This window comes from Arthrobacter humicola (assembly GCF_039531445.1).
Lineage (GTDB): Bacteria > Actinomycetota > Actinomycetes > Actinomycetales > Micrococcaceae > Arthrobacter > Arthrobacter humicola.
On the sequence record NZ_BAAAQB010000041.1, the window covers coordinates 68,534 to 87,166 of the forward strand.

Genomic DNA, 18,633 nt, shown 5'->3' on the forward strand with positions numbered 1-18,633 from the left:
ATGTTGGCCAGGAAGCTGAACGTCGGATCTGCCGGGTTCACCAGGCCCAGGCCCGTCCGTCCGATCGCGATCCCGGCCAGCAGTTCGCCCAGTACCACCGGCAGCCGCCAGTGCACCGGCAGAGCGAGCAGGGGACCAGCCAGGGCGACGACGGCGATCAGCGCCAGGGTCAAGAAGGTCATGGCTCGAGACTGCGGGACGGCCCCGGGCCAATCGGGGCAACAAGCTTCACCGGAATGTCGGTGTTCTCGTCCGTGAGGTAGGAAGCGCAGACGCGGTGATAGCCGTCGGCAATCTGGGCCGCGACTCCGGCGTCGAGGTCCCCGCGGACCAGGAGGACGGGGGAGAGCGGGCGGCCGTCGGCAATCTTGGCCAGGTCGGAGGCCACATGGGGGTTGTCCCGGGTCAGGAGCGGCAGGCCTGAGGCCCGCAGGATGTCTTTGGCCACGTGGTGGGTTACGGGCGCCAGGCGCAACGACTCCACGATGACGGCGGCCCGTGCGTCATCGGTGAGCAGCGAGAGATAACGACCGGCGGCCGGATAGTCGTGTTCCTCGGGCTCCCCGCGCCACAACACCTGGTCGCCCTCATGGCCCTTGTCCGAATCCTTTGTCATGGAATGAGACTAGTCCCGTGGAGGGGGCAGCGCGCCTACGTTCCTGACCGCCGTTCCACCACCGCGTAGGCCTTGCCGTCCAGGAATGCCCAGTCGTTGACAACCATAAACCCGAGGGCGTCCACCCGGTCGTTCAGGACGTGTTCGTCGAAGCCGCCGTCCCGTGGCTCCGCATCCCATGTGGACACGTGGACGTCCGGGCCGTCCAGGATCAGCAGTTCGGTATTGACGTCGAAATCCTCCTGGGGCTGGTTGCTCAACTGGCAGATGGCGACACAGTGGCTGTTCATTTCGGGCCTCCGCTTCCAAGGTGGTGCTGATGGCATCATCTTATGGTCGAAAAGCTGCGCCGCCCTATGGGCAACTGCCGGACCGCACTGTGGCGGCCGTTACCTGAATGTGACTTTTGCCTGCGGTTCGCGCTACGGTGGATAAGTGCCTGTTGTCTCCGATACGGGCGCTCCCCAGCCGATTGCCTAACTCTGCCGCGGCCCGGGGGTAACTCGCACCAACGACCGGCAGAGACGGGGAAACCACTTTTGGCCTGCTGATACGCAGGCCTTGGGGTGAAGCCGCACAGTGCCCGCAACGACGGGCCCCGGAGTGCGGCCGGGTGACTCCCATCCGAATCCGACAGCTCACCTCGCAGGCATTGGGAGAGGCTACATCCATGTCTTCAATCAATACTTTTGCGCGCCATGCCGCCGTCCTCGCCGCCGCATCCGGTCTGGTTCTTACCAGCGGAATGGCCGCCAACGCAGCCCCGGCACCCGTGCAGCGGGAATCCGCCCCGGCCTCCGCCGCGGACGTCAAGGGACTTCTCAGCGCGCCCGTCAGCGCCGATTCAAGCGTCAAGATCAGCTTCGACCGCCCCGCAGTAAGCTCTGTCGCCGCGCCGGTCATCGAACAGCCCAAGCCCGTTGCCGCTGCTCCCGCAGCAGCGCCGGCAGCAGCACCCAAGGCGGCCGCGGCGCCGTCCGTACAGGTGCAGGCAGCTCCGGCGGCCGCCCCGGCCGCGGCGCCCGCCGGTGGCCGCAACGCCATCATGCTTTCTGCCGCATACAGCCAGCTGGGCATCACCCAGGACTGCACCGCGATGGTGGAAAAGGCCCTTGGCGCGGCCGGTAAGCCCGTCGGCGACATCGGGCCCCGGGCCTTCCTCGGCCTCGGAATCGTTGTGGCGGCCCCGCAGCCCGGTGACATGGTGGTCCAGTCCGGCCACGTCGGCATCTACGCCGGCAACGGCCAGGTGATCAGCGGCGGCATGAACGGCGCCAACCAGACGATCGTGCACCCGCTGTCCTGGCTCACCGCGACCGGCGGCGTGACCTTCGTCCGCGCCTAAACCCCGCAGGGGCCAGACGGCCACTCCCGGGGCCACCCAATCCGGAAAGACCGGCGATCGATTTTCCCTTGGGGGCAAGCGATCGCCGGTCTTTCCCTTACCCGGATTCTCACGGATTCCCCCGGTCTCTCAGTCATTTTTGCCCGCGGCGAGCGGAAGCGTCATCTTCATGACCGTGCCGGCGTCGCCGGTGGAGGCAACCTCGACGGCGCCTCCGGCAGCCACGGCGATCTCCCGGACCAGGGCCAAGCCGATGCCAAAGCTCCGTTGTCCCTGTGTTCCGCCGGTGCTGGCGGTCCGCACGAAGCGGTCAAAGATCCGGGCCTGGTCCACTCCGGTGATCCCGGTCCCTGTGTCCGCCACGGTGATGACCGCGCGGTTCTGCTCGATCGCCGTCGTGATGGTCACACGGCCGCCCGGCGGGGTGTGGGAGAGGGCGTTGTCCGCCAGGGCCAGGACGGCGCGGCGCAAGGCGTTGGCGTCGATCCTGGCCAGCGGCCGGGCAACGGCGAAGAAGTCCAGGCGCACGTCCCGTTGCTCCGCGACCAGCCGAAGGCTTTCGGCGACGCCGGAGGCGGTGTCGGCGAGGTCGGCAGGCGCTGCCGAGCGGTCAGGGGCGTCGGTGGTGGCCGCGAGGAGCAGTTCGTTGACGATCCCGGTCAGCGTCGCCGCGTCCTCCCGGATCCGGGCCAGGTCCTGGGCCTGTTTGGAGCCGGGCTCGGTGTTGCGCTGGGCAAGCTGGATCCTGGTGTCCAGGATGGTCAAGGGAGTGCGCAGTTCATGGCTGGCGTCCTGGACGAAGCGCCGCTGCCGGGCCAAGGCGTCGCCGAGGGGGCGGATGGCGCTGCGCGCGCTGAGCCATCCGACGATGCCTGCCAGCACGATTCCCGCGACCCCGGCGATGAGCATGGCTTCGAGCACGTCCCGGGAATCCAGGTAGGCGTAGGCCGCCCCGGCCGATGCCGAACGCGGAACTTCAGGATGGGCCAGCTGGTTGACGAGGTACAGCGCCGTGGCGGCGAGGAGTCCGAGGACCATGACCGCGCAGGCGGCGCTGATCCGCAAGGCGACTTTGAGGGAGGCCTTGCGCAGGGTGGAGTGGTCCGGGGTTTCGCCGGCGCCCCCGCCGTTACTCATGGGCATCGCCGATCTGGTAGCCGACGCCGTGCACGGTGCGGATGACGGCCTTGGAGATCTTCCGGCGCAAGTGGTGGACATAGGTATCGATCACCCCCGGCTGGTCGGAGGCATGGAAGTGCGCTGAGAGGAGTTCGTCCCGGGTGAAGACCCGGTCAGGTTCCGCGGCCAGGGCTGCCAGGAGCTGCCCTTCCTTTGCGGTCAGCGACACCGTGTGCCCGTAGACCGAGCGGATCGAGCGCTGCGCCGGGTCAAGTTCCCAGTCCCCGATGCTCAGCGGTGCCGGCACTGCGGCATAGGTGCGCGTCAGTGCGCGCAGTCGTGCCGCCAGTTCGCCGGCGTCGAACGGTTTGGTCACGTAGTCGTTGGCGCCGGCGTCCAGACCCCTGACTTTCTCCTCTGCGTCGCCCAGCGCGGTCAGGATCAGGATGGGCGTGCCGATTCCTTTGGACCGCAAGGCCCCGATGAGGGCGATGCCGTCCATCACGGGCAGACCGCGGTCGATCACCATGACGTCCCAGGCCTCGGTCAGCCCCACGTGCAGGCCGTCACGACCGTTGGTGACCAGCCGAACGTGGTAATCCGTGTCCAGAAGCTCGGCGATGAGCGGTCCCAGGGCGGCGTCATCCTCGACGAGCAGCAGGGACGGCCGGTCAGCGGTTGTCATGTCAGCTATTCTTCCGTGACCAATTCCCGGGCCGGCAGTCCCTCCCCGGTTTCCGCCTCCGTGTCGCCGGCAGTTACCCCCGCGCGCCGGCTGGTGCGGCGGCGCCTGAGGAACTGCACGATACCCGGGACGACGGAGAGCAGGACCATGCCCACGGCGATGACGTCGATGTTTTTGGCGACGATGTCAAAGTGTCCCAGCCAGGTACCCAGCATCGTCACGGAGATTGCCCACGCCGCCGCGCCGGTGATGTTCCAGAGGACGAAGGATTTGTACTCATAGCGTGCGATCCCGGCACTGAGCGGCGCGAAGGTCCTGACCATGGGGACGAAGCGCGCGAGCACGACGGCGGCGCCGCCGTGCCGCCGGAAGAAGTCTTCCGTGGTGGTCAGGTGGGCCGTCTTCAGGATCCGGGCATCGTCCTTGAACCATCGCCGGCCGAAAGTGCGGCCCAGCATGTACCCCACCTGGTCCCCGACGACGGCGGCCGCGGTGACGACGCCGATCAGCACCGGCAGCGTCAGGTGCAGCTGCTGGTGCAGGAGCCCGGCGGTGAAGAGCAGCGAGTCTCCGGGCAGGAAGGGAAAGAGCACGCCGGACTCGATGAAGACCATGAGCGCGATGACGCCCAGGGCTCCCGGGCCCAGACCGGCGAGCAGGCTTGCCGGATCCAGCAGCGACGGTGACCCGGCGGCCTGCGCGGCCGGAAGGAGGGCTGAAATGTCCACGGTGTGCAGAGGTTACTTCCTCTCAGATGCCGGCTCAGAGGCCAGCGGGCGGGCGATGGCACGGGCAGGTAGCCGGTCCGCGATCTTCGGCGCGGCAACGTTCCAGAGCCCGGTGAGCATCACCACGGCTGCGCTCGCAGCCAGGAATGATGCCGTGACGTCGGAGGGGTAGTGGACGCCGATGTACAGCCTGGACCACGCCACGATGAGCGCCATCGCCGCGGCCGCGAAGGCCGATACCTTGGCCCAGCGGGTCCCGCGGGCCAGGAAATACAGCGCGAAACCGAGAGCGACGGCAAAGGACACATGGCCGCTCGGGAAGCTGTTGGAGCCGGTTTCCGGTGCCAAAGGATCGAACAGCAGCGCGGGGTTCGGCCGCTGGCGGGCCACGAGGATCTTGAAGAATTCGCTGGCCACCCAGCCGGACACTGCCACCAGGCCGAATGCTATCGCCTTGACCAGTCCGCCGCGGAACAGCCAGATGCAGAGGGCGACGGCGGCGATCAGCGCGACGCCGGCGACCGGGCCAAACACGACGTTCAGTATCATCGCGACGGCGGTCAGGGCCGCGGCGTGATGCTGGCTGAGGTCCTGATCGACGCCGAGCTCGGTGGCGCTGAAGCCCGGCGTCAGCTGCGCCGCCAGGCCGAGAGCCAGGACGGCGGCGGAGAGGAGGAGGCCCAGCAGCAACCAGTGGCGGACCTGGGGGAGGGCCAGCAGCTGCGGCCGCGCGGCGGTACGACCTAGTGCTGTATCGCGTTCAACAGGGACGGGTCCAGTCATGGGTCCTCCGGCTCGGGACAAGGGCGCCAGGTTGGCGCCGGTTTCCACTCTTCCGCGAGGCAATTAAGAAACGCTTAAGAAGTGCCGCCCGGACGTTCCGCAGGGCTGATTACGCGGCGTAGCGCAGCAGGGTCACTCCGTTGCCGAAGGTCCGGGTCTCCAATAGCCGGAGCTGGACCGTTTTGTCCTCAGGCTTGAACAGGGGACTACCCCGTCCCACGAGAACCGGATGGACGTACAGCCAGTATTCGTCGATCAGTCCGAGCCGCCGGAAAGTGTCCGCGAGATTCGCTCCGCCAAGGGCCAGGTCGCCGCCCGGCTGCGACTTCAGCGCCAGGACTTCTTCGGCCACGACCTCCGGCACCACGGTGGTGTTCCAGCCGGCTGTCTTCAGCGTCCGGGAATACACGATCTTGGGCATCTCCCGCCAGATGTGGGCGAACTCGGCCATCGGGGCGCTGACATCGGGGTCGGCGTCCGCTGTCGGCCAGAACTCCGCCATCAGCTCGTAGGTGACGCGGCCGTCCAGGAAGGCGTCCATGGCGGCGAGCTGCTCGTTGAAGTGGCGGTGCAGTTCGTCGTCGACCATGTGCCAGCTCAGGTCCCGGTCCGGGCCCTCAAAGAACCCGTCCAAGGACACCTGCATGGCCATAATAATTTTCCGCATCGGGCGCTCCTTGCGTTTTTTCCAGCGTACCCCCGGCAGAATCCTGCCGGTTGGGGGGTTTCGGTCATGTCCAGCCCCCGCCCCACCGCCGATCCGGCAGGATCTTGCCGAATTGCAGCCACTGAGGCAGGATGGGAGCCACGACCCGCCCAAGCGGCAGCATCCTGCCTCTTCCGGTGCGGGGAATAGGGGAGGCAGGCGCGGCTGTGAGTGATGTTTTGTCAGTGGCTGCGGGCATCCGGAGCGCCCGCAAGGACGCCGGAATCACGCAGGAGGACCTGGCCCACCTGGCGGGAACTTCGGTGCGCACCGTCCGATCCATCGAAACGGGAAGCGGCAACCCGTCGCTGCAGGCCGTCATCGCCGTCAGCAATGTCCTGGGCCTGCACCTGACGGTGCAGTGATGGGGGTCCTGGCGCCGGGGGACCTGCAGGACCTGAAGTTCGTCCGGTCCGCGGACGTCTATAAGAGCGGCATTTTGGCCGGACACCTGAGCCGGACCGATTCCGGCGCGGTGAGGTTCGACTATCTCCCGGACTATCTCACGTCCGGCCTGCCTCCCGTGGCTGTCTCCCTCCCGCTGTCCGCGGCAGCGGTGGAGAGCACTGCCGGGGCGTTGCCGGCGTTTTTCGCCGGACTCCTGCCGGAGGGGCACCGGCTCACGGTCTTGAAGAACGCGACCAAGACCAGCTTCGACGACGAACTCACCCTCCTGCTGGCCGTGGGGGCGGACGTGCCGGGGGATGTTCAGGTGGTCCCCGCGGGTGCCCCTCCGGCGGAACCGCCCACCCTGGCCGACACGTCCCGGCCGGAGGAACTCGACTTTTCCGTGCTGGCCAACACGGTGGACCTGCACGGCCTGCCGGGGGTCCAGCGGAAGACCAGCGCCTCGATGCTGACGACGCCGCTCGCCCTGCGCGGGCACCGCTACGTGCTCAAACTGGACCCGCCGGAACATCCGCATCTGGTGGTCAACGAGGCCGCTCATTTGCGCGCCGCGAAGTCGCTGAAGATCCCTGTGGCCAAGAGCCGGGTCATCGCGGACCGGAACGGCCTCCCCGGCCTGCTGGTGGAACGGTTCGACCGCGTCAGGAATCCGGCCGGCGACTGGATCCGGCTTCCCCTGGAGGACGGCACCCAGGTGCTGGGACTGCCCCCGGCAGCGAAGTACGGCGTCAGCTCGGAGCAGGTGGCAGCGGCCCTGGCCGGGATCTGCAAGGCACCGGTGGTCGCGAGCCGCAACCTCTACCTGCAGTTCGTCTTTGCCTGGCTGACCGGCAACGGTGACCTCCATGCCAAGAACCTGGCCGTCCTCGGGAACGGACCGGGACGCACCATCGCCCCGGTCTTCGACGTCCCGTGCACCCTCCTCTACGGCGACGAAACCCTCGCTCTGCCCGTCTCGGGGAAGACCAGGAACCTCAAGGCGAGGCACTGGGCAGAGTTCGCCGCCACGCTGGGCCTTCCACCGCGAGCGGCGGCCTCGGCCAACAGGACCGCGCTCGCCGCCGCGGGCACCGTCAGGCTGGAGGACCTGCCGTTCACCGGGTCGCCGCTGCACGGTGCGCAGCGGGAACTGGGATTTCGACGGCGGGAGCTGACCGGCTGATCGCAGCTTTTCCCACGGCCAGGCTCTTGCGCGGGGTCTTGCGCCAGGCTCTTGCGCGGGGTCCGGGGAGGGTGCAGAATGCAGGGACTTTAGTGCCCCACAGCGGTCAGTCGCCGTCCGAGGGAGAAACATGTCTGCGAACGTTTTTCGAACAGATGCCCCGGGGAATTCGGGATGACTGAGCCGGCGCGTCATTACGGGTCCGGCGGGCACCGGGTCTCCGACGGGTCGAAGCCCGGGCCATGGCCCCTCGCCTGGCGGGTGGGAAGGATCCGGCCGCAGTACCTGACGGCGGCCGCCGTCGCAGTCGCCCTGGCGGTGACCGGCAGCGTCTACGCGAGCGGCCAGGCGGGGATGCCGGGGATGCCGGCTGAGCCCGCGGCCGCGGCGGCCGCTGCGGCTTCCGGTACCGCCGTCACGGCCCCGCTCACGGCGCAGGCAACGCCGGCAGTCACTGACACCAGCCAAGCGGCCGCGACGGAAGCTACCGTGCCGGAAACTACCGGGCCGGAAACCACTGATCTGGCCCTCCCCGCCCCGTCCGCGACTGCCGCCCCCTCCGTCACGCCGCCCGCGGCCTCCGGTACTGCCGTCCCCTCCGTCACGACGCCTCCGGAAATCGCCGACGAGCCCGTCGCTGCCGTCACGGTCCCGACGGTCACACCCGAACTGGGCAGCCGGATCAACGCGATCATCGCGGCCAACAGCGCGTATGCACTGGGGGTGTCGTTGATCGATGTCTCGGACGGCGTGGTCCACGGCTACGGGGTCCAGGGCAATTTTGTCGCCGCCAGTACAGCCAAGATCCTTGCCGCGTCGGCCTATTACCACCTCGTCGAGACCGGCCGCGCCTCGCTGAGTGCCCCGTTGGGCGCCTCGACGGCGGGGGCCCAGATCCGCCAGATGGTTCAGCAGAGCAATAACGATTCATGGCTCCTGATACTTCGGGCTGTCGGTCAGCAGCGGATGACGGCTTACGCCGCGTCAATCGGGATCGGCTACGACTTCACGGTGAACCTGCTGACCCCGGAGGAGATGGCGCGGACCCTCTACCTGCTCTACACGGGGCAGCTGCTCAATGCGCGCAACACGGCCCAGCTGTTGTCCTACATGCAGAACACCAATTACGAGACCCTGATCCCGCCCGCGGTTCCGCCCGGCATAGGGGTTCACCACAAGTACGGGCTGCTGTTTGGAAACCTGCATGATGCCAGTGTCCTGGACAAGGACGGCCGCGCCTTCGTGTTTGTCGTGTACACGCGCGGCCGCGACTACTCGGACATGGGCCCCCGTACGGCGATCATTCAGCAGCTCACCCGGACGGTGACCGCCGCGTTGTTCTGAGCAATGATGGCTGTTAGGAACCGGTGCAGGCCTTTTCGGTGGTGCCGTAGACGTCAGGACTGACCGTATAGCCGTGGCGATCCTGGGCCAGCGCACGCTTGTTGACGGCGGCCAGGGCGGCCGCATCAAGCATCGTGGTCGAGACGAGGTTGAGGAACTCCTGGCTGTCCCCGCTGGACGCCGTGACTTTGAAGCTCCCCACGCCGGCGCGGTAGTACTTTTGCTGGTGGCCGACAGACGCCCCGTCCAGCGGGTTGAATTCGTCGATCTTCAGGACATTGGCTTTCCGGCTGACCACCTGGGCGCAGTCCAGGAAACCAATCGAGGGCGCTGACGCCTGCGTATAGGGTCCAAATCCTTTTGCGGGGTGCGCCAACATGGCGATGCCTGCCCGTGCCTTGTCGACTCCCGAGATGAACGTGTTCGGGGCGCCGGTAAACTTCCCGGCGTCGAACTCCTCCGGGTACTCACCCAGGAGCCAGACGGCTCCCTTTTCGGTCTGCGCGAAGAAGGCCAGTTCGGATTCCCCAAGGACTCCGTCCGAGTAATCGCGGTCCCACAGGACCACCGTGCGGACTCCGTCGATCTCCTTTGTCAGTCCCGTCACGATCGACACCACGCGGTGCGTGTGGACCTCCGGCGGACTCGTGGTGAGGTCCTTGACGGTGCCAGTGAACTCGGAGCGGGTTCCCGGCTTCATGGGAAGCCAGGTGTTGTCCACTGTGGGCTCGTGGGGGAAGTTTCCGGCGTTGAAGTCGGGCAGCGAACCCGGTCCGCAGTCTGTCGCGGTCGAGGCGCGGGCCGGCGCGGGTGCGGTGCCGGCCTCCCCTGCACCGGCCGTGAGGAGGGACAGCGGCAACGCCAGGAGGCAACTGACTACGGCAATGTTCTTGTGCAACATCGGACATTCCTTTGCGGGGTTCCAGGCCGGCCCGTAGCCGGGTTCAAACGGTCGCCGGGCCGGCGGCCGCGCGTTCCTTCTGACGTGTCTTCTTGGATTTGGCGAACCGGAGATAGAGAGAGGGAACGATGAACAGATTGAGCAGGGTGGAGGTGACCAGGCCGCCCAGGATGACGACGGCCATGGGGTGTTCAATTTCGTGGCCGGGGATGTTGCCCATGACGACCAGGGGCACCAGTGCCAGCCCGGTGGCCAGGGTGGTCATGAGGATCGGCGAGAGCCGCTCCGCCGCCCCGCGCATCACCAGGGGACGGCCGAAGGTCTCGCCCTCATGCATTTCCAGATACTGGCAGTGGTTGATCAGCAGGATGCCGTTGCGGGCAGCTATCCCCATCACGGTGAGGAAGCCAACGAGGGACCCGAGGGACAGGACACCGCCGGTCATGTAGGCGGCTATGACGCCGCCCACCAGGGCTACCGGCAGCGTCAGCAGCGACAGCACGGCCAGCCGCCAGCTCCGGAAGGACGCCTGCAGCAGCAGAAGGATCACGGCAAGCGCCGCCGCGGAGAAAATCATCAAGCGGTTCGTTGCCGCTTCGCGTTCGGTGTACTCGCCAAGCAGCTGCACGCTGTAGCCGGTCGGCAGATCCAGGCTTTCCAGCCGCGACTGCAGCGCGCCGACCACCCTTCCCAAGTCCGCCCCCTGGGCCAGGAACGATCCCACTTCCACGCGGCGGGAGCCGTTGGTGCGGTCGATCTGGTTCGGCGTCGGCACCAGGCTCACGTTCGCGACGTCGGCCAGGCGCACCCGCTGTCCGCTCGGCGTGTCGATGGGCAGGTCTTCAATGCTGGTGACGCTGGCCCGGGTCGCCGGGGTGCTCCAGACCTGGACGTCGTAGGCCCGGCCGTCGCGGAAAACGTCCCCGACTTCCTCGCCTGCCACGAGCGTCGCGGCAGCACGCCGGACGTCGCCGGGCTTGAGCCCGTACTTTTGCGCCGCGGCCAGATTGACCGTGACGGCGATCTGGGGGACCTCCACTTCAAGGGAGACATGCGCGTCTTCGGTGCCCTGGATCCCGTCCAAGATGGCCTTGACCCGCTGCGCCTGTTCCCGCAGCACGTTCAAATCGTCCCCGTACACACGGACCAGGATGGGCTCGCTGGCGCCGGTGATGACCTCTTCGATGCGCTCCTTCAGATATGTTTGGACGTCGCGGTGCAGTCCCGGGTAGCCGTCAACCACTTCCTGGATGGCGGCGACCGTCTTGTCGTAATCGGCGTGGCGGTCGATGCTGATCCAGTGTTCGCCGGCATTGACACCGACGATCTCGTCCGCGGCGAAAGCCTGCCCAATGTGCGTCCCGCAGTTCAGGACGCCGGGGACCTTGAGGAATTCCTCGCAGCCACGCTGCGCGATCCGGTACTCCTCCGCGGCAGAGGTTCCCGGCTGCGAGACCCAGTGCATCAGGAAGTCCCGTTCCTTGAAGGTGGGGAACAGGGACGAGCCCATCAGGGGAGCGATGACCAGGCCCACGACCGCCAGCACCCCAAAGCCGGCGTAGCCGTACCGGGGCCTGTTCATGGTCTTGGACAGGGCGGCGTGGTAGCCGCGTTTGAGCACCCGGACCAGGGGAGGGTCGCGTTCCTCGAGTTTGGCGTTGCCCAGAAGGATCAGCGCCAGGGCCGGTGTGACAGTCAGTGCCACGAGCATGGAGGCGAGGACAGCCAGGGTGTAGGCGACGGCGAGCGGGCGGAAGAAGACGCCCGTGAGCCCGTCCAGGAAGAAGATCGGCACGGCCGCGACCACGATGATCAGCGTCGCGTACACGATCGGGCTCCGCATCTCGAGCGAGGCCCGCAGGACCACCGACGACGCGGATTCGTCACCGCCCGCGGCGCGGTGCTGTCGGAGCCGGCGCATGATGTTCTCGACGTCGATGATCGCGTCATCGACCACGACGCCTACGGCGATCACCAGCCCCGCCAGGACCATCGTGTTGATCGAACTGGACGTGAAATACAGCACCAGTGCGGCTGTGAGCAGGGACAGCGGAATGGCGATGAGGCTGATCAATGCCGTGCGCCATTGGAAGAGGAACGCGACGAGGATCATGACGACCAGCAGGCAGCCCAGCAGCAGCGCGACACTGAGGTTGGAGATCGCCTCCTCAACGAAGCTGGCGGGACGGAAGATCGTGGTGTCGAAGTTGATGCCGCTCAGGCCCGGCTGCAGTTCGTGCAGGGCCTCCTCGACGCCCTTGGTCACATCCAGGGTGTTGCCCCAGGGCAGCTTCTCGACGATCAGCATGAGCCCGTGGCCGTTGTTGATCACGGCGTCACCAATGAGCGGCTGATGGTCCTCCACGACCTGGGCCACATCGCCCAGATGCAGTGCCACCCCGTCCTTTTCCCGAATGGTCACCTGGGCCAGGTCTGCAGGGGTCTGGATCGGCTGGACGTGACGGATGCCCATCCTCTGGGTGGGGCTGTCGATGAAGCCGCCTGTTCCGATGAACCGTCCGGGCGAGTATTTCAGCAGACCGGCGTCCAGGGCGCCGGCGGTGACTTCCATAACCTGGTTGAGGGAGACGTTCTGGGCCTTGAGCTTGTCAGGTTCAACCTGCACCTGCAGCATCTGGAGCCGCTCACCCCAGATGGCCACGTTGGCCACACCAGGTACCCGCAGCAGCCGGGCCCGGATCGTCCAGTAGGACAGCATCGACATTTCGATGAGCGAGTGCTCCTGGGATGTCATCCCGATCTTCATGACCCGGCTGGTCGAGGACAGCGGCTGCAGCATCACCGGCGGGGCCGCCCAGGTGGGCAGCGCCGCGGTTACCGAGGCCATCCGTTCCGACACCAGCTGGCGGGCGTTGAGCAGGTCCGTGCCCTGGTGGAAAACCAGCACGATCGACGACAATTGCGGCACGGACTTTGACCGCAGCTCGTCCAGACCCGGCATGCCGCTCACGGCGGCCTCGATCGGCACGCTGACGAGCTCTTCGACTTCCTGGGCGGTCAACCCCAGGCACGCGGTCTGGATTTCCACGCGGGGCGGGGCGAATTCGGGGAAGACGTCCACGGACGCGGCACTCAACTGCAGGGAACCTAGCAGCATTACGGCGCAGGCGAGGGCGACGACGATCGTCCTGAATCGGAGGCTGATCCCGATGAGCCAGCGCATGTCAGTGGGCCGTGTCGAATTCAGCGCCGAAGAGTTCCTCGGCCCCCGTCGTGACCACTACGGTGCCGGCCGGAGGCCCCTCCGTCAGGACGGCGACGTCGCCGTTGATGCGCTCGACCGTGATGGGCTGGCGGATGTAGACCCGGGGCTCGGGGTTGGTGTACACCCACGTCTTGCCCGTGCTGTCATAGATTACGGCCCCGTAGGGGACGGTGAGCTTCTTGGTCTGGGGATCCGTGGCCGTCGCGGCGGTTTCGATTCCGACGCGTTGGACGGCGTGTTCGGTGAGGGTCAGCCGGTGCAGGTCCGTGCCGGGCACTTCGGCAACGACCGCAGGGTCGCCGTCGGCCGGGGCGGCTGCCGGCGTCGGGCTGCAGCCGACGACGCTGAGTGCCGTCAACGCCGTCACAAACGCCCCGATGATGAATGACGCAACCTTGGTGCCCCGCTGCTGCGAAGGTGTCGAATTCATGATGCATCCTGACTTTCCGTCCGTACAGCGGAGCCCTGGCCGGTCTCTGCGCCGGGTGCCGGCTTCGGCTCGAACCGGAGCAGCACGGCGGGCACGACTATCAGGGTGAAGAAGAGCGTTGTCAGCAGGCCGCCCCAGATGATTACGGCGAGCGGCTGGATGATTTCCGTTCCGACGACGCCCCCGAAGAGAACCAGGGGCAACAGCGCCAGGCCCGATATCACGGTCGATATCAGCACGGGACCAAGCCTCTCCCGGGTCCCGCGGACCACCAGGGCAGGCCACGGTGCAGTGGCGTCCCCGGCACGCAGGCTCCGGACGTGGCCCGTCAACAGGAGGGCGCCGCGGACGGCGATCCCCAGGACGGCGGCGAATGCGACCAGAGCCACCAGCGAGTTGACCCCGCCCGTGGCCTGGGCGGCCAGCACGCCGCCGGACAGCGCGAGGATCAGGCCCAGGAAGAGCGGTGCGGCAAGCCGCCAGCTTCCCGTCGCCGTTTGCAGCAGGACCAGGATGCCGGCCGCGGCAACCGCCGCGAGGAGCCATAGCCACTGGTAATTGCTCTGCTGCTGCGCGTATTGAGTGAGGATTTCCGCGTGGTACGACATCGGGAACTGCATCTTCTGCAGGCTTGCGTCGATGTCGCGCTGGATGTCGCCCAGGGGGCGTCCCTGGATCTCGGCTTTGACGTCGATGCGCCGCGACGTGTCATCGTGCAGGATGACGGACTCGTTCCCGACCATGGTCACTTTCGCGATGTCGCCGAGGCGGGCATGTCCGCCGTTGGGGGTGTCGATGATCAGGTCGCGGACGCTGTCCAGGCTGTTGCGGGTGGCTGCAGTCCCCTTCACGATGACCGAGAAGACTTTCTGCTGTTCGTAGAGGTTCCCGACTTCAATGCCCTGCAGCAGTGCGGCGGCCGCACGCCGGACGTCGCCGGGGACGACGCCGGCCTTTTGGGCGGCGGCGAGGTCCACCTTGACCTCGGCGATCGGCTGCTCGGCCGGCAGGTCGACATGGGGGTTAACGACTCCGGCCGTGTGCTCCAGCAGCTGTTGCACCTCCGCCGCCTTCTGCCGCAGGATCGCCGGGTCGAGTCCGAAGACCCGGACGGCAAAGCCGCTGTCCGCCTCTTCCCGGATCTGGTCGATGCGCTCCTGGGGGTAGGTGGAGATCTTGCTTGTCAGGCCCGGATAGCCTGCGATCACCCGGTCGACGGCGGCGGCCGTGTCGGCGTAGGAGGCGTCGTCGGCCACGGTCACCCACAGCTCGCCGGAGCTGACGTCGCCGACCTGATCGGAGGTGATGGCCCGCCCGACGTGCCCACCGACGTTGGCCACGCCAGGGAGGGCGCGCAGCTCTGCGGCTGCTGCCGCGGTGACCCGGCTCATTTCCTGGTCGGAGGTGCCGGCACTCGCGTTCCAGTGCACCACCAGGGTCTTGTCCGCCAGCACCGGCACGACGGGATTGCTCCCGGCCAGCTGGGGAACGAGTGCAAGTCCGGCCAGTGCCACCACCGCAGCGGCGGCGAACACCCACCGTGTCTTCCCCGCCAGGCGCGTCACGAGCCGGCCGTACGCGCCTTCGAGCCGCCTTAGCGACCGGCGCTCCGGCGCGTTGGAAGCGACAGGAAGGACGAATGCCAGGGCAGCAGTGACGGTGATCGCGATGATCATCGAGACAACCAGGGCGATCAGGTAGCTCTGCACCAAGGGCCCGAAGAGGGCGCCGTTCTCACCGGAAATGAAGAGCGCAGGCATGACAGCCAATGCCATGATCAGCAGCGAGTAGAGGATCGGCGTGCGGACAGCCCGCAGGGCCGCCGGGATCACGGAATCGCCCGGTTGCCGGTCCTGTGCCTGCTGGCGCCGTGCCCGGGCAATGCCGTTGAGGTCCTCCGCGACATCGCCCACGATGACCGCCAGGGCCAGCACCATGCCGGCCAGGACCATGGTGTTCATCCCGGTGCCGCGCCAGTCGAGCACCAGCGCCGCCGCGGTCAGCGACACCGGAATGGTGATGAGGCTGATCAGGGCCGTGCGCCAGGAACGGAAGAAGACGCCGAACAGGGCAACGATCAGCAGGAGAGTAATGAGCAGAGCGACGCCGAGCGTCCCGACCTCGTTGTCGATAAATGAGGCCTGCCGGTACACGCTGGTATCGATGGTGACCCCTGGCAGGCCCGGCTGGAGCGCGCGGAGTGCCTCGTCAACGCCGCGGGTCACGTCCATCGTGTTTGTCTCGGGGAATTTCTCGATGACCAGCAGCAACTCGGCGTCCCGGCTCAGCAGGGCGTCGCCGATCAGCGGCTGGTGGTCCGTGGCCACGGTGGCCACGTCCTTGAGCAGGAGATTGCCGCCGGCCCCCTCGATGGGAACCTGGCCCAGATCCTCCGGCGTGGTGATCGGCAGGACATGCTGAACACCGATCCGCTGGTGGCCCGTCTCGAAGAAGCCGCCGGTGCCCGGTGTGGATGCCTCCAGGTAGCTCAGCGGCGAAACCCACACTGAGTTGCCGGTCGTCTTGATGACCTCGTCCAGCGTAACCCCCTTGGCCTGGAGCTGCGCCGGATCCACCAGGACTTGAAGTTGTTGGTCCCGCAGGCCCCAGATCGCCACGTTCGCGACGCCGGGCACGGCCAGGAGTCCGGGCTTCATGGTCCAGCGGGCCAGCACTGACATGTCGATGGCCGACATGTCTTTGGAGGTCAGCCGGATCATCATGACCCGGCTCGTCGAGGACAGCGGCTGCATCAGCACGGGCGCCGCCGACACGTTGGGGAGTGCGCGTGCCTGGGTCAGCCGTTCGGAGACCAGCTGGCGAGCGCGGAAGAGATCGGTCCCTGGCTTGAAGACCATCTGGATTGAGGAAAGGCCCGGCACGGACTTGGACCGGATCGCCTCCACCCAGGCAACGCCGTTCAGCAGGTCGGCTTCCATGGGCGAGGTGATGAGCTGCTCAACCTCGGCGGCCGAGAGTCCTAAGGCTTCAGTCTGGATTTCCACCTGCGGCGGGGCGAATTCCGGAAAGGCGTCCACGGACATGCCCGGCAGGCTGGTGAGCCCGAGGGCCAGGATTCCCGCCGCCGCGGCGAGGACCAACAGGCGGAACTGCAAGACCCAGCGGAGGATTGCACCCATCATGGCCGGTACCGTGCAGGCTCCACAGGAGTGCACACATCAGGGGAATCAGGGTCGAGTCGTCGGCGTCGTCTGTATCCGGGGCCGTGGAGTGGCCCCGCCGCGAAACCGATCACCGGGAAAAGGGTTTTTGAGGCTTTTCCTGTTTGCCAAATTGCCTGTTTGCTACGCACGGCGCGGCTCCTTGGTTCAAGGCCATAGCGCCCCCCAGCCGTCAAGAGCAATAATGATCTTCGGGCACACAGGCGTCAATAGAAATGCAGGTGACCGCCATGAAGGCAGCCGCAGGAGACCGCATCATCATCCGTGGGACCACGGTGGAGTCCACGGACCGGCACGGTCTGATCCTTGAGGTCAAGGGAGCCGATGGGGCGCCCCCGTACCACGTCAGATTCGACGACGGCCACGAGACGATCATGTTCCCCGGCGGGGATTTCGTCGTCGAACGGGCCGGGAACGGGCCCTAAAAGGCACCTTCGGAGAGCGCCGGGAACTGGGCCCCAGGACGCTCCGCCCTAGAAACCCGACGAGCTCCCGGAGCCGGAAAAGCTGCCGCCGCTGGATCCGTACCCGGTTGTGGCTCCGCCGCCGCGGGCGGTGCTGACGCTGCTGACGCCGGTGCTGAAGCCGGAATTGAAGTTCGGCACCGAGAAGAAGTAGTAGGACGGATACACGGTGCCGAGGATGCTCGGCTCGTAGGAGCGGCCGTACCTGGCTTTGGTCCCGGCCTGGGCGCTCTCCATGTCCTTGCGCATGAGCCCGGCCTCCTTCTCGTTGCGGGCGTAGGCCCCGATCACGGTATCGGCGTGCTGCTTCAGCAGTTCGGACAGCCGGGTCCGGGCATCACGCAACCGGTCCAGCGCCGTCTCGGGCGTGATGGAGCCGTCGGCCAGTTCCGATGACCAGCGTTCAAGGTCGCTGCGGCTTTCATCGCGAAAGGACCGCAGGGCAGCCGCCGTCGCTGAGGATCCCTCGGCACGGCGCTGGCTGAGCATCTCTTCCAGGCCGTTCAGGTCGCTGCGGAAGGGTGCGAGCTGGTGGTCCCAGGCGGCCGGCCAGGATGCTCCGCGGTTGAGCAGGGCATTGGTATCGGCAATCACGTCGTCCAGCACGTCCAGTTCTGCCGCCGCGTCGGCGTAGTTCCGGATCAGTTTGAGGTTGGGCCGGCGGCTAAGGTCCCGGCGGCTGAGGGCATGCACCTGATTGGAAAGCTCGGTGGCCATGTTGTAGCGGTTCATGAACGTGCGGTGTTTTTCGAGGACCGTGCTGCCGTACCGCGAGGATTCGGGGATGGTGCTGGCGTTGAGCTCGGTGACCTGCAGGTCCATGCTGACGTTCGCGTAGCTGGCGTCGCCCCGCGCGAGTTCCTTCCGGCAGGACACCCTGGTCCGCCACCGGACGATCAGCCATGCTGCCGCGCCGCAGACCGCGGCGGTCACCGTCAGCCAGGCCGAGGCAACGAAAGCCGTGGACCGGTACCATGGCTGGTTGATGAGTTCGGCGCCGCGGCGGACCCCGGCAATGGTGCCGTCAGTCCACTGGGCATCGCGGAACAGTTCCTTGGAGGCGTTCTGGATGTCCTCGCGCTGTTCGAGGGAGACCTTGCGGTCCTCACCCATGTAGGTCCCGACATGCCGGCCGACCGGGTCCAGGGCAAAAATGAACAGCCCGTCCGCCCACTTCTGCCCGTCGGGACTGATCCATTCGGGATGTTCGGCGCGGGCGAACCTCAGGACTTCCTCGTTCAGGTTGTCCGCGGCCGTGCCGTTGTATGTGTAGATCGCAACCTTGGTGGGCTGATAGAACTCGGTGGACCGCACCGCCGGCAGGAGCGTGTTTTGGTCCAGGACCCCGGCGCGGTCCTCAACCACGACGGCGGTCGGTGTCACGGCGAGCGCCGCGGCGGCTCCGCCGAGCAGTCCGACCATGAGCAGGAGCACAGCGGCGAGGGCATTGCGCATGATTCCCATTTTCCGAGCGTAGTGGGTGGCCCCGGCCGCGTCGATGCAACCGCCGCGGGAACGGGACGAAAGACACCAT

General features: G+C 67.0%; 17 protein-coding genes, 1 pseudogene and 1 riboswitch. Of the genes and pseudogenes, 5 read left to right on the forward strand and 13 right to left on the reverse strand.

Features of this window, described 5'->3' with window-relative positions; all coding sequences use genetic code 11:
• From ABD243_RS16920 to ABD243_RS16930, 3 genes and pseudogenes are all read right to left on the reverse strand, one after another.
• Positions 1 to 182: pseudogene (locus tag ABD243_RS16920) on the reverse strand (cation:proton antiporter); the annotation flags it as partial.
• Positions 179 to 616 (reverse strand): hypothetical protein, encoded by a 438-nt coding sequence (locus ABD243_RS16925; RefSeq protein ID WP_344367551.1) that lies wholly within the window; start codon positions 614 to 616, stop codon positions 179 to 181. The pseudogene ABD243_RS16920 and the gene ABD243_RS16925, both read right to left, overlap by 4 nt.
• Before the next feature lie 35 nt (positions 617 to 651).
• A complete protein-coding gene (locus ABD243_RS16930; protein WP_344367552.1) occupies positions 652 to 906 on the reverse strand; it encodes a hypothetical protein in 255 nt (84 codons plus the stop codon).
• Positions 907 to 1,083: 177 nt separating this feature from the next.
• A riboswitch (cyclic di-AMP (ydaO/yuaA leader) is annotated at positions 1,084 to 1,282 on the forward strand.
• 4 nt (positions 1,283 to 1,286) lie between these two features.
• Between ABD243_RS16930 and ABD243_RS16935 the strand changes: the two genes are divergently transcribed.
• Positions 1,287 to 1,961: an NlpC/P60 family protein gene (locus ABD243_RS16935; RefSeq protein ID WP_344367553.1), complete on the forward strand. Its 675-nt coding sequence runs from the start codon at positions 1,287 to 1,289 to the stop codon at positions 1,959 to 1,961.
• A 129-nt stretch (positions 1,962 to 2,090) separates the two neighbouring features.
• On the opposite strand, the gene ABD243_RS16940 is transcribed toward ABD243_RS16935, so the two are convergent.
• From ABD243_RS16940 to ABD243_RS16960, 5 genes are all read right to left on the reverse strand, one after another.
• Positions 2,091 to 3,098 carry a sensor histidine kinase gene (locus tag ABD243_RS16940; RefSeq protein ID WP_344367554.1) on the reverse strand — a complete coding sequence of 336 codons (1,008 nt, stop codon included), beginning with the start codon at positions 3,096 to 3,098 and terminating at the stop codon, positions 2,091 to 2,093.
• Positions 3,091 to 3,765, reverse strand: a complete 675-nt coding sequence (locus tag ABD243_RS16945; RefSeq protein ID WP_344367555.1) for a response regulator transcription factor — start codon at positions 3,763 to 3,765, stop codon at positions 3,091 to 3,093. The genes ABD243_RS16940 and ABD243_RS16945 overlap by 8 nt, the downstream gene beginning before the upstream one ends.
• 5 nt (positions 3,766 to 3,770) lie before the next feature.
• Positions 3,771 to 4,493, reverse strand: a complete 723-nt coding sequence (locus ABD243_RS16950) for a VTT domain-containing protein (protein ID WP_425547241.1) — start codon at positions 4,491 to 4,493, stop codon at positions 3,771 to 3,773.
• Positions 4,494 to 4,505: 12 nt separating this feature from the next.
• A complete protein-coding gene (locus tag ABD243_RS16955; RefSeq protein WP_344367556.1) occupies positions 4,506 to 5,276 on the reverse strand; it encodes a phosphatase PAP2 family protein in 771 nt (256 codons plus the stop codon).
• 109 nt (positions 5,277 to 5,385) lie between these two features.
• Positions 5,386 to 5,943 (reverse strand): dihydrofolate reductase family protein, encoded by a 558-nt coding sequence (locus ABD243_RS16960; protein WP_344367557.1) that lies wholly within the window; start codon positions 5,941 to 5,943, stop codon positions 5,386 to 5,388.
• A gap of 206 nt (positions 5,944 to 6,149) precedes the next feature.
• On the opposite strand from ABD243_RS16960, the gene ABD243_RS16965 reads away from it, so the two are divergent.
• From ABD243_RS16965 to ABD243_RS16975, 3 genes are all read left to right on the forward strand, one after another.
• Positions 6,150 to 6,347 carry a helix-turn-helix transcriptional regulator gene (locus ABD243_RS16965; protein ID WP_344367558.1) on the forward strand — a complete coding sequence of 66 codons (198 nt, stop codon included), beginning with the start codon at positions 6,150 to 6,152 and terminating at the stop codon, positions 6,345 to 6,347.
• Positions 6,347 to 7,552, forward strand: a complete 1,206-nt coding sequence (locus tag ABD243_RS16970) for a type II toxin-antitoxin system HipA family toxin (protein ID WP_344367559.1) — start codon at positions 6,347 to 6,349, stop codon at positions 7,550 to 7,552. Before ABD243_RS16965 ends, ABD243_RS16970 begins: the two co-directional genes overlap by 1 nt.
• 174 nt (positions 7,553 to 7,726) lie before the next feature.
• Positions 7,727 to 8,896 carry a serine hydrolase gene (locus ABD243_RS16975; RefSeq protein WP_344367560.1) on the forward strand — a complete coding sequence of 390 codons (1,170 nt, stop codon included), beginning with the start codon at positions 7,727 to 7,729 and terminating at the stop codon, positions 8,894 to 8,896.
• A gap of 13 nt (positions 8,897 to 8,909) precedes the next feature.
• Here ABD243_RS16975 and ABD243_RS16980 read toward each other — a convergent pair whose 3' ends face one another.
• From ABD243_RS16980 to ABD243_RS16995, 4 genes are read right to left on the reverse strand one after another with little or no spacing between them, the layout of a single operon-like run.
• The gene (locus ABD243_RS16980; RefSeq protein WP_344367561.1) at positions 8,910 to 9,797 is read right to left on the reverse strand and encodes a hypothetical protein; all 888 of its coding nucleotides are present in this window, start codon (positions 9,795 to 9,797) and stop codon (positions 8,910 to 8,912) included.
• 43 nt (positions 9,798 to 9,840) lie between these two features.
• Entirely contained in the window at positions 9,841 to 12,981 is a 3,141-nt protein-coding gene (locus ABD243_RS16985; RefSeq protein WP_344367562.1) for an efflux RND transporter permease subunit, read from the reverse strand.
• Between the two features lies 1 nt (position 12,982).
• The gene (locus ABD243_RS16990; RefSeq protein WP_344367563.1) at positions 12,983 to 13,453 is read right to left on the reverse strand and encodes an efflux RND transporter periplasmic adaptor subunit; all 471 of its coding nucleotides are present in this window, start codon (positions 13,451 to 13,453) and stop codon (positions 12,983 to 12,985) included.
• Positions 13,450 to 16,596: an efflux RND transporter permease subunit gene (locus tag ABD243_RS16995; RefSeq protein ID WP_344367564.1), complete on the reverse strand. Its 3,147-nt coding sequence runs from the start codon at positions 16,594 to 16,596 to the stop codon at positions 13,450 to 13,452. Before ABD243_RS16995 ends, ABD243_RS16990 begins: the two co-directional genes overlap by 4 nt.
• Positions 16,597 to 16,865: 269 nt before the next feature.
• Between ABD243_RS16995 and ABD243_RS17000 the strand changes: the two genes are divergently transcribed.
• Positions 16,866 to 17,060, forward strand: coding sequence for a DUF1918 domain-containing protein (locus tag ABD243_RS17000; RefSeq protein WP_091252400.1), 195 nt, complete (start codon positions 16,866 to 16,868; stop codon positions 17,058 to 17,060).
• A 48-nt stretch (positions 17,061 to 17,108) separates the two neighbouring features.
• Here the strand turns inward: ABD243_RS17000 and ABD243_RS17005 are convergent, their stop codons facing one another.
• The gene (locus ABD243_RS17005) at positions 17,109 to 18,563 is read right to left on the reverse strand and encodes a DUF5129 domain-containing protein (RefSeq protein ID WP_344367565.1); all 1,455 of its coding nucleotides are present in this window, start codon (positions 18,561 to 18,563) and stop codon (positions 17,109 to 17,111) included.
• Positions 18,564 to 18,633 lie beyond the last annotated feature (70 nt).